14 protein-coding genes are annotated in these 15,480 nt (G+C 44.9%); 11 read left to right on the forward strand and 3 right to left on the reverse strand.

All coding sequences use genetic code 11. The features are described from left to right. Together NW213_RS15215 and NW213_RS15220 are read left to right on the forward strand one after the other, a co-directional pair. Positions 1 to 136: PD-(D/E)XK nuclease domain-containing protein (locus NW213_RS15215; protein ID WP_258323335.1), on the forward strand; the 136-nt coding region annotated here is incomplete at its 5' end. Positions 137 to 276: 140 nt separating this feature from the next. Beyond that, positions 277 to 1,386, forward strand: coding sequence for a PD-(D/E)XK nuclease family transposase (locus NW213_RS15220; RefSeq protein WP_258323313.1), 1,110 nt, complete (start codon positions 277 to 279; stop codon positions 1,384 to 1,386). A gap of 17 nt (positions 1,387 to 1,403) precedes the next feature. On the opposite strand, the gene NW213_RS15225 is transcribed toward NW213_RS15220, so the two are convergent. Then, positions 1,404 to 1,790, reverse strand: coding sequence for a 2-amino-4-hydroxy-6-hydroxymethyldihydropteridine diphosphokinase (locus NW213_RS15225; RefSeq protein ID WP_258323314.1), 387 nt, complete (start codon positions 1,788 to 1,790; stop codon positions 1,404 to 1,406). A gap of 126 nt (positions 1,791 to 1,916) precedes the next feature. On the opposite strand from NW213_RS15225, the gene NW213_RS15230 reads away from it, so the two are divergent. From NW213_RS15230 to proS, 5 genes are all read left to right on the forward strand, one after another. Further along, entirely contained in the window at positions 1,917 to 3,182 is a 1,266-nt protein-coding gene (locus NW213_RS15230; RefSeq protein WP_258323315.1) for a pitrilysin family protein, read from the forward strand. A 22-nt stretch (positions 3,183 to 3,204) separates the two neighbouring features. Further along, positions 3,205 to 4,329, forward strand: a complete 1,125-nt coding sequence (locus tag NW213_RS15235) for a phosphatidylinositol-4-phosphate 5-kinase (RefSeq protein WP_258323316.1) — start codon at positions 3,205 to 3,207, stop codon at positions 4,327 to 4,329. A 143-nt stretch (positions 4,330 to 4,472) separates the two neighbouring features. Further along, positions 4,473 to 6,497 (forward strand): alpha amylase C-terminal domain-containing protein, encoded by a 2,025-nt coding sequence (locus tag NW213_RS15240; RefSeq protein WP_258323317.1) that lies wholly within the window; start codon positions 4,473 to 4,475, stop codon positions 6,495 to 6,497. A gap of 2 nt (positions 6,498 to 6,499) precedes the next feature. After that, positions 6,500 to 7,672, forward strand: a complete 1,173-nt coding sequence (locus NW213_RS15245; protein WP_258323318.1) for a DUF6057 family protein — start codon at positions 6,500 to 6,502, stop codon at positions 7,670 to 7,672. Positions 7,673 to 7,751: 79 nt separating this feature from the next. Continuing rightward, positions 7,752 to 9,242, forward strand: coding sequence for a proline--tRNA ligase (gene proS, locus NW213_RS15250; protein ID WP_154042723.1), 1,491 nt, complete (start codon positions 7,752 to 7,754; stop codon positions 9,240 to 9,242). Between the two features lie 63 nt (positions 9,243 to 9,305). Here the strand turns inward: proS and NW213_RS15255 are convergent, their stop codons facing one another. Next, positions 9,306 to 10,625, reverse strand: a complete 1,320-nt coding sequence (locus NW213_RS15255; protein ID WP_154042724.1) for an ATP-binding protein — start codon at positions 10,623 to 10,625, stop codon at positions 9,306 to 9,308. A 183-nt stretch (positions 10,626 to 10,808) separates the two neighbouring features. Between NW213_RS15255 and NW213_RS15260 the strand changes: the two genes are divergently transcribed. Together NW213_RS15260 and NW213_RS15265 are read left to right on the forward strand one after the other, a co-directional pair. After that, positions 10,809 to 11,645, forward strand: a complete 837-nt coding sequence (locus NW213_RS15260) for a Nif3-like dinuclear metal center hexameric protein (protein ID WP_235340339.1) — start codon at positions 10,809 to 10,811, stop codon at positions 11,643 to 11,645. A 4-nt stretch (positions 11,646 to 11,649) separates the two neighbouring features. Further along, positions 11,650 to 12,480 (forward strand): zinc ribbon domain-containing protein, encoded by an 831-nt coding sequence (locus NW213_RS15265; RefSeq protein ID WP_204393590.1) that lies wholly within the window; start codon positions 11,650 to 11,652, stop codon positions 12,478 to 12,480. Between the two features lie 85 nt (positions 12,481 to 12,565). Here NW213_RS15265 and NW213_RS15270 read toward each other — a convergent pair whose 3' ends face one another. After that, entirely contained in the window at positions 12,566 to 13,015 is a 450-nt protein-coding gene (locus NW213_RS15270; protein WP_258323319.1) for a type I restriction enzyme HsdR N-terminal domain-containing protein, read from the reverse strand. A 120-nt stretch (positions 13,016 to 13,135) separates the two neighbouring features. On the opposite strand from NW213_RS15270, the gene holA reads away from it, so the two are divergent. Together holA and NW213_RS15280 are read left to right on the forward strand one after the other, a co-directional pair. Then, positions 13,136 to 14,140: a DNA polymerase III subunit delta gene (gene holA, locus NW213_RS15275; protein WP_258323320.1), complete on the forward strand. Its 1,005-nt coding sequence runs from the start codon at positions 13,136 to 13,138 to the stop codon at positions 14,138 to 14,140. Between the two features lie 726 nt (positions 14,141 to 14,866). Next, entirely contained in the window at positions 14,867 to 15,370 is a 504-nt protein-coding gene (locus NW213_RS15280) for a helix-turn-helix domain-containing protein (protein WP_258323321.1), read from the forward strand. The last annotated feature ends 110 nt before the right edge of the window (positions 15,371 to 15,480 follow it).

Consider the following 15,480-nt stretch of genomic DNA (forward strand, 5'->3'; position numbering starts at 1 on the left):
AGCGGAAGAGGCAATGCAACAGATAGAGAGCAAGGACTATGCGCTGCCTTTCGAATGTGACGGAAGGAAGCTGGTGAAAGTGGGTGTGAACTTCAGCTATGAGAAGAGGAATGTGGAGAGGTGGATTGTTAAATAAGAGTTGTCAGTTTTTAGTTGTTTGGACAGGGTGACCAGTTACAATTTGACTAATTTTCCTTCATTGTGCGACGAATTTGGTTAGATTGCAAAATAACATTATATTTGCAGGTACAGCATCAAATAGAAATGTATTAGAATATGAGTTACAGGAACATCGGTTTGGGACATTTTGTGAATCCTTTTACGGATCTGGGATTCAAAATCATTTTTGGGCAACCGGCCAGCAAGGAACTTCTCATCACATTGCTGAACGAACTGCTAAAGGGAGAACATCATATAGAAAATCTGACTTTCCTGGACAAGGAAAACAATTCGGACAATATCGATGATGCCGGTATAATCTATGACCTATATTGCCTGACATCGACAGGAGAATATATCATAGTGGAAATGCAAAACAGATCGCACAGTAATTTCATAGACCGTACGCTGTTCTATATGTGCAGGGCTATAGGAAGGCAGGTGGAGAATGTCAGGGAAAAAAGGAAAAAGGAACGGGAACTGAAACCGGTAACAGGAGATGAAGGCATTGGAGTGAAGAATGATGACGAACTGTTCCTAGGTGAACCTAACGCAGAGAGTTATGGGGCCAGGTATAAATTATCGACTGTGTATGGCATTTTCCTGATGAATTTCAAAGAGCCGGGACTTGATGAAAAATTCCGCACGGATACTGTAATTGCTGACCGTGAAAACGGGAAGGTTATCAATACACACTTCAGACAGATTTATCTGCAGTTCCCGTATTTCACTAAGGAACTCGGAGAATGTGAAACTTTATATGACAAACTTATTTATACTCTTAAAAATATGCAACATTGGAACAGAATGCCTGACGCGCTGAAAGAACAGGTGTTTAACAGACTGAATGAACTTGCGGCAGTGGCAAATCTTTCGCTGGAAGACCGTATAGCGTATGACAAAGCTCTGGACAGATATAGAGTGAGCCGGATTGTGGAAGAAGATGCAAGGGAGGCCGGATGGAAAAAAGGAATTGAGGAAGGTAGAGCGAAAGGCATAGCCGAAGGTAGAGCGGAAGGCATAGCTGAAGGTAGAGCTGAAGGTAGAGCGGAAGGTAGAGCGGAAGGTAGAGCGGAAGGTAGAGCTGAAGGCATAACAGAAGGCATAACTAGAGGTATAACTGAAGAAAGAATAAGAAATGCCCGCACTATGAAAGAAATAGGAATTCCTATGGAACAAATAGTAAAGGTGACCGGACTGACTGAAACTGAAATTGAAGAATTATAGATTTCAGTTTAACTTTATCAATCATTGTTCGGTAATATTATATCTTTCAGCGCTTTTCTGACATACCCCATCTGCATATCACGGGGCTTGAGTATTTCTCCATCGTACTGGAGCAAATCTATATCTAAAGGTACAATGCCTGTGGACTTGGAATCTGATCCGCGTCCGCAGGCTTTTTCTATTTCCTTGAAGCGGTGTTTCAACTCGGATATGCCCATGCTGGTGGTGAAGACGGCGGCGCGGTTGTGATAGTCGGGGACAGGGACGGAAACGCCTTCGGCAGGGGTGACAACGGTTTCGCCCCAGAGGATGCCGGGGAAAAGGGTTGAGAGGGTTTCAACGGCCTTTGTGATATTGGAGGAGGGGTTGTGATTTGACCCGATACATATGATACAAGTTTTCATTTTTGACAGCGGTTTTGGAAAGGTATTGTATTCTTTTGCATTATTTTGCATACAAATTTATGAATTTCTTCGTAATTTTGCATATCAATGAATCAATTATAAATTTCGAAAGTGGACAGAAGAACTATGCCGGCTATAGACTGTATAGCCGATTTCAATATAAAAAGACCGGTAAAGAAAATCATGCCTAACGGCGTGGCTCTCAACATCATAGATACCGGAATGGAGGACGTGATAAGACTGGATCTGGTGATTGGCAGCGGACAGCTGGACCAGAGTTTCCCGCTACAGGCCATGATGACAAACAGGATGCTCAGGGAGGGTACAAGGAAGATGACTTCGGCTGAAATAGCCGAGAAACTGGACTTCTACGGGGCATGGCTGGACTTGTCGTCGTCGGTGAACAGCGGATTCATCACTCTTTACTCGCTGGGAAAATTCTTTGAGAAGACTATCGGGGTGCTGGCGCAGATGGTGAAGGAGCCTGTGTTTCCTGAAAGGGAACTGAGGATTGTGACGGAAGCCAACAAGCAGATGTATCTGGTGAACGCTCAGAGGGTGGAGGTGATGGCGAGAAAAAGGCTTAACAAGGAGCTGTTCGGTCCGGAACATCCGCTGGGTAGATTTGCAGAAACCGAGGACTACGAGAGGCTGTCGGCGGAGATGCTGAAGGATTTCTACAGGGAGAACTACTACTCGGACAACTGTACGATGTTCGTGGCCGGAAGGGTTACGGACAGGGTGCTGAAGTGCATTGAGAAGCATTTCGGGGATACTCCATGGGGCGAGAACAGAAAGAAGACCAATCCTGTGATGCCGGAACCGAGGGGGGCCGTGCAGAAGAGGGTGACTGTGGAGAAAAAGGACGGAATGCAGAGCTCGGTGAAGATTGGCTGTTTCCTGCCGGACAGGATGCATGAGGATTTCCTAGACCTGAAGGTGCTGAACACTATTATGGGCGGATACTTCGGAAGCAGGCTGATGAAGAACATCAGGGAGGACAAGGGTTATACCTACGGCATAGGTTCGGGAATAGTGTCGTATCCGGGACTGAGCATGCTGGTGATAAGCACGGAAACGGGCAACGAGTATGTGGAGAGCGTTATAAAAGAGGTGAAGGCGGAGACGGACAGGCTGAAGAGTACGCTTGCCGACAGGGATGAACTGAACATGGTGAAGAACTATATGATGGGGGACATCTGCAGGGCTTACGAGAACGCGCTGTCGATAACGGAGGCGTGGATTTATGTGCATACTGCCGGTACGGACGAGAATTTCTTCGACAGATCAGTGGAGTCGATAAAGAATATAACGGAGAAAAGGATTATGGAGCTGGCGGAAAAGTATCTGGACTGGAACGGAATGGTCGAGATAGTGGCGGGCAATGTTTAATTTTCAAAAGAAAGGAAGGATTATGAATTTGAGAATATACGGGTTGGCTGTGTGTGTGATGATGGCGTGCGGAATGGCGGAAGCACAACTGGCCGTGGGATACTATAAGTTTAAGAACGGGGCGGAATATTCCGGACAGCTGAAAAGGGGAAAACCGAACGGCATGGGAAGGACGGTGTATCCGAACGGCGACATGTACGAGGGTAAATATACCAAAGGCAAAAGGAATGGTGAGGGCACGATGATGCTGAACATCGGCGAAAGGTATATAGGAGAATGGAGCGAGGACATGAAGCAGGGACAGGGCACTTACTACTTTGCGAACAACAACATGTACAAGGGTACGTGGATGGAGGACATGCAGGAGGGTGAAGGTGTGATGGACTACTTCAACGGAGACATATATACGGGAACGTGGAGCAGAAGCAAAAGAAACGGACACGGGAAATATGTATGGGCCGGAGGCGCTGTGTATGAAGGGGAATGGAAAGATGACCTGAAGGACGGAAAAGGAAACATGACATGGGAAGACGGATCGAAATACGAAGGGGAATGGAGAGACGGATTCAGACATGGAAAGGGTACGTTTACTTATACGAACGGCGACAAATATACCGGAGAATGGAAGGATGACATGCAGGACGGAAAAGGTGTGTATTACTTCCACAACGGGGAGAGATATGAGGGTGAATATGCCAACGGAGAGAGAACGGGAAGGGGCGTTTATACGTACCCGAACGGGGATACTTACGAGGGTGAGTTCAGAAACGGGAAGCAGGACGGCAAGGGGACGTTCAAATGGGCGAACGGGGCTGTCTATACCGGAGAATGGAAGAACAACGAAAGGAACGGACACGGAAGGTACGTCTGGGCGAACGGCGACATATACGAAGGCAGCTGGAAGAACAATATGGCCGAAGGAAAAGGCAAGCTGAAGATGACTGACGGCTCGGTATATACGGGTGACTTCGTGAGAGGAAAGGAACACGGAAAGGGCGTGCTGACTGAAAAGGACGGAACGGTGTTCGAAGGTCAATTCAAGAACGGCAAAAAAGACGGGGAATTCATAGAAAAGGATGCCGGAGGAAAAGTCATCAGAAAAGGAACTTTTAAGAATGGAAGGCTCCTGGATGACAAAAAAATGTAAAATCATAACAAAAAGGAGGGCTTTCGGGCTTTTTTTTTAGTTTTTTTTTCTTTCCTTGAAAAATTAATGTATTTTTGTAGGTAGGGAGGTCAGATTTCAACGGACTGACCTAAAAACTCACGAACTTAAAAACTTAAATAATTATGGACAAAGTCTTGAACATTATTAAAAATGACCCGTGGTTGGAACCATATGCAGACGCCATTAACGGAAGACACGAAATGGTGATAAGAAAAGAAAAGGAACTGACTAAAAGATGCTCTCTGGAAGAATTCGCATCAGGACATTTATATTTCGGCTTACATAAGATCAAAGAGGGGAAAGAGACTAAATGGGTACTGAGGGAATGGGCCCCGAATGCCACTGCCATATATCTGGTGGGTGACTTCAACGGATGGAAGGAGACACCGGAATATAAACTGAACAAAATCAAGAAAACCGAAAACTGGGAAATAGAACTGCCGGGAAAGGCCATGAAACATGGCGACCTGTTCAAACTGAAGGTGTATTGGAGCAACGGATGCGGAGAACGTATCCCTGCATGGGCCACAAGAGTGGTGCAGGACGAAAATACAAAGATTTTCAGCGCTCAGGTGTGGGATCCGGCAAAACCATATAAATTCAAGAAGAAAGTATTCATCCCTAATGTGGGACCGCTGATGATTTACGAATGCCATATAGGTATGGCTCAGGATGCGGAAAAGGTGGGTACGTACAACGAATTCAGAGAAAACATATTGCCTAGAATTGCGAAGGACGGATATAACTGCATACAGATTATGGCGATACAGGAACATCCGTACTACGGCAGCTTCGGATATCATGTGTCGAGCTTCTTCGCTCCGTCGTCAAGATTCGGTACGCCGGACGAACTGAAACAGCTTATCGACACTGCTCACCAGATGGGCATTGCGGTGATTATGGATATTGTGCACTCGCATGCGGTGAAGAATGAGGTGGAAGGTCTGGGCAACTTTGCAGGCGATCCGAACCAGTATTTCTATCAGGGGGACAGAAGGGAACACCCGGCGTGGGACTCGCTGTGCTTCGACTACGGAAAGAACCAGGTGATGCACTTCCTGCTTTCAAACTGCAAGTACTGGATGGAGGAATTCAAGTTCGACGGCTTCAGATTCGACGGCGTGACTTCGATGCTGTACTACAGCCACGGACTGGGAGAGGCGTTCTGCAACTATGGTGACTACTACAACGGTCATCAGGATGACAATGCCATCTGCTATCTGACTCTGGCTAACAAGCTTATACATTCCATAAATCCCAGGGCTATCACTATAGCCGAGGAGGTTTCGGGTATGCCGGGACTGGCTGCTCCGTTTGAGGACGGCGGTTACGGATTCGACTACAGAATGGCGATGAACATTCCTGACTACTGGATAAAGATTATCAAGGAGAGAAGGGATGAGGACTGGAAACCGTCGAGCCTGTTCTGGGAGGTGACAAACAGAAGAAAGGACGAGAAGACTATTTCGTACTGCGAAAGTCACGACCAGGCGCTGGTGGGCGACAAGACTATCATCTTCAGACTGTGTGACGCGGATATGTACTGGCACTTCAAGAAGGGTGACGAGAACGGAGTGATACAGAGGGGTATGGCTCTGCACAAGATGATAAGACTGCTGACGGCTTCGACTATCAACGGCGGTTACCTGAACTTCATGGGTAATGAATTCGGTCATCCGGAATGGATTGACTTCCCGAGAGACGGCAACGGATGGTCGTACAAATATGCAAGAAGACAGTGGAACCTGGTGGATAACAAGGAGTTGTGCTATCACTATCTGGGTGATTTCGACCAGAAGATGGTGGAAACTATCAGAAGCGTGAAGAACATACAGAAGACTGACGTGGTGGAAATATGGCACAACGACGGCGATCAGGTACTGGCGTACAGAAGAAAGGATCTGATTTTCGTATTCAACTTCAGCCCGACAAGATCGTTCACCGACTACGGATTCCTGGTGCCTAAGGGCTCGTACAAGGTGGTGCTGAACACTGACAGCAAAGATTTCGGAGGATTCGGTTTCAACGACGACAGCATAACTCACTTTACATGCGCCGATCCGATGTATGCAAAGGAAAAGAAGGAATGGCTGAAACTTTATCTGCCTGCAAGAACTGCAGTGGTGCTGAAAAGAGTTAAGAATTGATTATGGGATACAACAGTAATTACGGTTACAGGAAATATAACAGAACTGCCGCACGCCTGACTAATCTGGTGTGCGGCGGGCTGTTCATTATATTTGCAACTGTTTATCTGGGGTATTTCCAAAAGGACTTGCTGGAGGCTATACATTATTCGATGTCGCACGGCTACAAGGAATTCAATATAGTGCCGGCAACAATAATCATCATTACCATCCTGCTGATAATGAGGTGGGGACTGAACCTGCTAATGAGGCTCAGGGGAAGAGTGAGCGCACTGGCTTATCTGCCGTCGTTTCTGGGACTGGTGACGATGACGGGATTCGGAAGAAATCTGTATATGGAAGGGTTCTCATATGCCTGGTGGTGGGTGATGCCTGTGGCTACGGTTCTGTTCGTGGTGGCGGTGGTGATGATAAGGAAGGTGCTGAGAATACCGAACAGCCAGAATACTGACCTGCAGCAGTCGATGATATGGAACATCGCGCTGATGCTGCTGATGTCGGTGGGAACATTGTGTCTGGGAAACACGGACAGGTTTCTGCACAACGAACTGAGAATGGAGAACCTGATGGCGAAGGACATGAACGAAAAGGCGCTGAAATGTGCCGCAAAGTCGCTGAGGACCACTAGGACGCTCACAGCTCTGAGGATGCTAGCCATGACTAAAGAGGGGAAAACGGGGGAACTGCTGTTCGAATATCCGCAATACTATAAATCTGACGGGATGTTCTTCGACAACGACTCGAGCAAGACCCTGAGATATACGAACGACTCGGTGTATGCTCTGATAGGCGAAAGGCCTGCTCCGGGGGAAAGGAGAATGGAGTATCTGAAAAGGATGGCATACAAGGGGGACAGCTGCTACAATGCGAGGCTGTATTATCTGGCTGGGCTTATGCTGCAGAAGGATATGGACGGATTTGCAAAGGCTGTGGCGGACTTCAGGATTAAGGGGGACTCGCTGACAAGATATTTCAAGGAGGCTGCCATAATGTATAAGGAGAAAAATCCGCAGTGGAGCTTCGAAATTGAAGACAAGGACAGCACCTGCCACAAACTGATGGAGAGATACAGGTACAGGCAGATGGATACCTACAAATCGAAGGACGAGGAAAGAAACAGGATGAGAATGGAATTCGGAAATACATTCAGATGGTATTATGACTATCAGGAATAACTTTTTTGGCGTACTGTGGGATACTGTACGCTTTTTTTATTAATTTTGCACACTCATAAAACAAATTATAAAAATAGCTATGGCTAAAGAACTGAAAGAACTGACCAAAAGAAGTGAAAACTATTCACAATGGTATAATGACCTGGTGGTCAAGGCGGACCTGGCTGAACAGTCGCCTGTGAGAGGATGTATGGTGATAAAACCTTACGGATATGCCATCTGGGAAAAAATGCAGAGACAGCTGGATGACATGTTCAAGGCAACAGGACATGTGAACGCATATTTCCCGCTGCTCATCCCTAAATCATACCTGAGCAGGGAGGCTGAACACGTAGAAGGTTTTGCTAAGGAATGTGCTGTAGTGACACATTACAGACTGAAAAATGCCGAAGACGGATCGGGAGTGATTGTTGACCCGAACGCAAAACTGGAAGAGGAACTTATCATCAGACCGACTTCGGAAACTATCATATGGAGTACTTACAAGAATTGGATCAACTCGTACAGAGACCTGCCTATCCTGTGTAACCAGTGGGCGAACGTAATGAGATGGGAAATGCGTACACGTCTGTTCCTGCGTACTGCGGAATTCCTGTGGCAGGAAGGTCACACTGCTCACGCTACTAGAGAAGAGGCTGAAGCTGAAGCTCAGAAGATGCTGCACGTGTATGGCGACTTTGCCGAGAAATTCATGGCTGTGCCTGTTATCAAGGGTGTGAAATCGGCCAACGAACGTTTTGCGGGTGCGCTTGACACTTACACTATTGAAGGTCTGATGCAGGACGGTAAGGCACTGCAGTGCGGTACTTCTCACTTCCTGGGACAGAACTTCGCGAAGGCATTCAACGTGCAGTTTGTGGATAAGAACAACAAGCTGGATTATGTTTGGGCTACTTCATGGGGTGTATCTACACGTCTGATGGGTGCGCTTATCATGACTCACTCTGATGACAACGGTCTGGTACTTCCTCCGCATCTGGCTCCTATACAGGTGGTTATCGTTCCTATCTACAAGAACGAGGAACAGCTGAACCAGATTAACGAGAAAGTTGACGGCATCGTGAACAAGCTGAGAAGCATGGGTATCTCTGTGAAATATGACAACGCCGACAACAAGCGTCCGGGATTCAAATTCGCTGACTACGAGCTGAAGGGTGTGCCTGTGAGACTGGTAATGGGCGGTCGCGACCTGGAAAACAACACTATGGAGGTTATGCGTCGTGATACTCTGGAGAAAGAAACCCGTTCATGCGACGGCATAGAGGAATATGTAAAGAACCTGCTTGAGGATATCCAGAACAATATCTACCAGAAGGCTCTGAAATTCAGAAACGAACATATCGTGAAGGTGGATACTTACGATGAGTTCAAGGAACAGATTGAAAAGGGTGGATTCATCCTGGCTCACTGGGACGGTACTACAGAAACTGAGGAACGCATCAAGGAAGAGACTAAGGCTACTATCAGATGTCTGCCTTTCGAAGCTGACGAGGAAAGCCTGACTCCGGGTGTGGATATGGTGACAGGAAAGCCTTCGGCAAGAAGAGTGTTGTTCGCGAGAGCGTATTGATTGGAGAAAAATACTACAAATAACGGCGTGTGCACAAAAAGGTGTTCACGCCGTTATTATATATTACATATCATCCATTGACAGTCCCTTGTAAGATATGTCATATCCTTTGAGCTCGCCAGTGGCACGCAAGAAAGCTGATGCCTTCTGTTTCAGCACTTCAATGTCAATGTTTCCAGCCTTACGTTTTACTTCGAAGAAGGTAGCTTGATTGTCCAACTCGTTCTCTGCCACAATATCTATTTCATTCTCACCTTTGCGGTCCCACCATCCGCCGATTCGCGTATAGGCTTGACGGTTGATAAGCACGCGCCTGAAATAACGTTCCAGCATCAGACCGCTGAATGTTTCGTAGTCACGATTTATAATTGTCTTCAAACTCTCGTAGTTCTCTATTTCCAACATATAGCTATATTTATATATAAAACGGAACCAGAATGTGAAGAAATTGTCTTCTATAGTATATCGGACATTCTTCGTGGAGCTCTTTTCAAACAGGGGTTGCTTCTTGGCGATAATTTCGTACTCGTTTTCCAATTTTGTCAGATAGCCACCTATTTCCCTACCAACTACACTTTCTATTTCCGAACGGGAGGTTTTACCTCTTGCTATAGCTGAAAGAATAGAAAAATAAATCCCGTAGTCTTTGCCAAACTCCTCAATAAGTATGGATTTACCTTCTCCAAGAAAAATGGAATCGGCCTTTACGATTTGTTCCAACATTCTTTCCTTGCTCGTTGCTCCGGCATCGACAAGCAACTGTACATACTTTGCTACACCTCCGGTAAAAGAATATAGAGCCAAAAGATCTTCTGACGTGTGTCCAGGATGATATTCAGACAGAATTTCCTTTAAAACAGATGGCGTAAACGGACGTACAGTCATAAAACGTGTCTGTCTGTTATATAACGGTTCTTTTTTGTCCTTGAATATTTTCGTCATCATGGAATAAATTGAACCACAAACAATCAGGTTCATATGAGCTTTCGGACTGTATATGTCCCAAATGCGCTGCATGTCGCTGTACACAGACTTGTTCACACGAAAAAAATCCTGAAATTCATCAATAAACAGCGTGACCGGACGTTCTATTGAAAGTTTCATCAGAAACTCGAACATATCGGCAAAATGTTCGGCACGTCCTATAGTAGGGATTCCCAACTTGTTTTCAATTTCAAGCCGATAGTCTTCGCACAAATCACTTTCCGCTTTGCGAGCGACAAAGAAATATAGAATGGGAGCATCATCATATGCTTTCCATATCAGTGATGTTTTGCCGATACGTCGCCGTCCGGTAACTACCGTAAACTGTGCGTTATTTTTTGCCATCTCTCGAATTTCACGAAGAGACGCAATTTCTTCTGTTCTGTCAAAAAATTTCATAGACTTATTCCTTTTTATTCTGATTTCCGAAACAGCTGTTTCGGAAACAGCCGTTTCGCTACTGCAAATATAGTGTATTTTTCTGTGAAGAGAAATATTCTGCAAAAAAATCTTAATTTTTCTCGTCCCGTAATTTATTCAACGCACTTTGTTTGTATTTTTGCAGTGAATTTATTCGCAAATATGAAAATTAAGGAAATTATTGACGCCCTTGAGATATTCGCGCCTCTGCCCCTGCAAGACGGATTTGACAATGCCGGACTGCAAGTGGGATTGACAGACGTGGAAGCTACAGGGGCTTTATTGTGTCTGGACGTTACTGAAGAGGTGGTGGAAGAAGCTATAAATCAGGGAATTAACCTGATTATATCGCATCATCCGCTGATGTTCAGAGGATATAAGTCGATCACCGGAAAGGACTATACGGAAAGGTGCATCATGACGGCTATAAAAAACGAGATAGCAATCTACTCGATGCACACAAACCTGGACAATGCGCCTAACGGGGTGAACTATAAGATAGCTGAGAAAATAGGACTGAAGAACGTTACGGTGCTGGACCCTAAAGAGTATATGCAGCAGGAAGACGGCTGCAAGAACGATACGGGCGACAGGAAGATGCCGGAATGGCTGACTGCCGGAGCGGGTGCCATTGGCGAGCTGGAGGAACCGATGACGGAAACGGAATTCCTGAAACACGTGAAGAAGACGTTTGAAACGGGATGCGTGAAGCACACGAAACTGACGGGAAGACTGATTACGAAAGTGGCAATCTGCGGAGGTGCAGGTGCGTTCCTGATGGAAAAGGCAGTGAAACAGCATGCCGACGCGTTCGTGACTGGAGAAATAAAGTATCATGACTATTTCTACTACGAAGACAAGATTCTGGCAGCGGAAATAGGACACTACGAAAGCGAACAATATACGAAGGAAATAATTCAGGACTTGCTGAACAGAAAATTCCCGTCGCTGAGAACTGAACTGACAAGAATTAATACGAACCCAATTAAATATTTATAAGACTATGGCTAAAGAAGCAAAAAAAGACCTTTCGGAAGTAAGCGTGGAACAGAAACTTAAAGCTCTGTACAAACTGCAGACTATCCTTTCTGAAATGGATAAAATCAAGACACTGAGAGGAGAATTACCACTTGAGGTAAGAGACCTGGAAGACGAAATAACAGGCTTGAACACACGTATCGAAAAAATCAAGACTGAAATAGAGGAACTGAAGCAGAATGTGGCTACAAGAAAAATTGACATCGAATCTGCAAAGGCTTCTATTGAAAAATACAAGACTCAGCAGGACAACGTGAGAAACAACCGCGAATATGACGTGCTGACTAAGGAAATTGAATTCCAGTCGCTGGAAGTGGAACTGAACGAAAAGAGAATAAAAGAGGCTAACGCTTCGATCAAGGCTAAAGAAGAAGAGATAGTGAAAAGCCAGAACACTCTTGAAGAAAGAACAAAGGATCTGGAAGACAAGAAAAACGAACTGGACGAAATCATAGCCGAAACAAAACAGGAAGAGGAAAAACTGAGAGAAAACGCAAAGGCTATCGAAGCTGGTATCGAACCCAGACTTCTGCAGGCTTTCAAACGCATCAGAGGTAACTCAAGAAACGGACTTGGTATCACTTACGTGCAGAGAGGTGCTTGCGGCGGTTGCTTCAACAAGATTCCGGCTCAGAGACAGCTTGACATCAGAATGAGAAAGAAAATCATTGTATGCGAGTACTGCGGTAGAATCATGGTTGACCAGGAACTTGCAGGTGTGGCTCCGGTGGAAACTGAAGTGAAGGAAACAAAACCGACAAGAAGAACCAGAACTTCGGCAAGCCAGGACGAATAAGAAAACAGGTGAATTTCTAATATAATAAAGGACAGGACCGGAAACGTGGAGGAACAATTTCCATGTGCGGTCCTGTCCGTTTTTTTTACAAATCGGTGTAAAGGGGAACGGATGGAAGGAATGTGCAACGGCCGCTGTTGTAATCGACCTTGCAGCAGTAATGGGTGATGCCATTGGTGAGAATCAGATAATCGACCTTGAGAACTATGTTGTAGCGGGTAATCTGATTGAAAACTTGTTGAGAAATATTTACATCGGGGGCCTTGTACTCGACTATCATGCGGGGAGAAAGCGAAGGGGAATAAAGCACGGTGTCGCAACGGCGCGATGTGGAGTTGAGCTTTATGCTGACTTCGTTGGCAAGGAGTCCGGACGGATAGCCGCGGTGAGTGATGAGGTAGTGGACAAAATGCTGGCGTACCCATTCTTCGGGAGTAAGGGCTACGTATTTCTTCCTTAAAATATCAAACACTTGTTTCTTGCCGCTGACGTCGGCAATTTTAAGAGGCGCGGATGGCAGGTTTAATGATAACATTTCGTATATTTGCATTAATTGTTTTGTCCGATACAATTTTTGTAACGGAAATTTATCAACTACAAAGTTAATAAAACGGGATGAAACCCTAAAACCAACACGGAATAATTTAAATAAATCATGACTTACGAAGATATAGCCAAGGACATAAAGAACGGAAAGTTCGCACCGGTCTATCTGCTGATGGGTGAAGAGGACTACTACATAGACAGAATTTCGGACTACATAGTGGAAAAAGCGCTGGACGAAAACGAGAAGGAATTCAACCTGACGATTATGTATGGTCTGGATACTGACATGGCGAGCGTGGTGAACAACGCGAAACGGTATCCGATGATGTCGGAACATCAGGTGGTGGTGGTGAAGGAAGCGCAGAACCTGAGATCGTGGGAGGAGCTGTCGTTCTACATGCAGAAACCGCTTACATCGACTATCCTCGTGTTCTGCTACAAGCACGGCACTCTGGACAGAAGGAAGAAGATTGTGGCGGAGATAGAAAAGAACGGCGTGGTGTTCGAATCGAAGAAGCTGAAGGAAAATCTGCTGCCGGGGTTCATCACGACGTACATGAAAAGGCGGAAGATGGAGATTGACGACACTGCGGCACAACTGATGGCGGAATTCGTGGGAAACGACCTGAACAGACTGGCGGGGGAACTGGACAAGCTTATCATCACGATGCCTAAGGACAGGAACAGGATTACTCCGGTGGAGATAGAAAGGAATATCGGTATAAGCAAGGACTATAACAACTTCGAGCTGAAAAACGCGCTTATAACGAAGGATACGCTGAAGGCGAACAAGATTGTGAAGTACTTCAGCGATAATCCGAAGAGTAATCCGCTGCAGCCTACACTGGCGCTGCTGTTCAACTACTTCTCGAACCTGATGGTGGCGTATTACGCGCCGGAACGCACTGAAAACGGTGTGGCGGCTTACCTGGGACTGAAGTCGCCATGGCTGGCAAAAGAGTATATCGCGGGCATGAAAGCTTATACGGGTGTGAAGGTGATGAACATCATAACGCAAATAAGGCTCTGTGACGCACGATCGAAAGGAATAGGTAATGTATCACTGTCGCCGGGAGAACTGCTCAGAGAACTCGTCTATTTCATTCTACACTGATGTTTACGGTCAGGCGACGGTAGAATATTACGGAATATAGCAAAAACAGCATAACAGAAGCTCTATCCTTACAGGGATGGGGCTTTTTTTGTGCCTATACACTTACAAATGGCAAATGGCACGAGATTTTAAAATTTACGGGCAATTATACATCTGTACGGAAATTTTCAATTCTCAGCGATTTTGTAAATAAACGGTAGTGAGGTTTACATCTGTAATGAGTAAAGACGCTTATTATTGTAAAATTACATATGTAAATAGGTAACATTTGTATATACAAAAGTAAATTTCATGACAATTATAAGCGGATATACAATTGTAATAGGGTAGGGAATACAACTGTAACTAATTGACTACTAAACACTTCACATGTGTAAATGTATAAGTTTACATAGGATATACACAGATATAATACGCTATATTTCAGATATTTAGACGAAATATGCAAGAATTGGCTTTAAGTGATATACAGAAAAAGGCCATATATGGGCAAAAACGGTCTGAATGTACATTTATACATATATGTAACTGATATATAATCAAGATATTAGCTATAATATACAAAGTTAAGATTAAAGGAATATACACTTGTAAAGTTTTACTCTTGTATATGATTTACATTTGTATTTACATTTGTAATATTTACATTTATTGTTGTAAATTTTGTTTTGTAAAATCTTATGTTTACCTTTGTAACGAAATAAAAAATTATAATTCCATTTGTAAATGAAGGACAGGATCATCCAAATCATGCGTTCGGCAGGTTTAAGCAACGCCGACTTCGCAGATAAAATAGGAATTTCGACATCGTCGCTATCGCATATATTCAGCGGAAGGAACAATCCGAGTCTGGATGTGGTGAAGCGAATCCACAAATCATTCCCTTCGATAAGCCTTAACTGGATTTTGTACGGTGAAGGCAACATGTACACTTCGGACACGGAAAAAGACATGTCCGACAGGAACGACCATGCAACGGCAGACGATAGCCCGGAAAGAACAGGCGGCATGCCTCTGTTTGAAAACGCCGAGAATCCGGAAAACACGGGCAGCGGGCAGTTTTATTTCGATTTTCGCAAGGAGAAGACATCGGAAACACCTGCTTATGCACCTAAAGAATCTGAAAAAGAGGTGGTTAGATATATAGAAAAGCCTACTCCGAAAATCACTGAAATAAGAATTTTCTATGATAACGGCACTTTTGAGGTGTTCAAACCGGAAAACAAGTAAATACGGGACTGAACTTTAACAGATCTGCAGAGGAGTTACACCTTATATATAATAAGACAGGCGGCACCTTGGAATTAAAAGTTGAAAACGGAGTTTTCACTTTGTACTTC

The organism is Bacteroides sp. ET336 (assembly GCF_024733815.1).
GTDB classification, from domain to species: Bacteria; Bacteroidota; Bacteroidia; order Bacteroidales; family Bacteroidaceae; genus Phocaeicola; species Phocaeicola cellulolyticus.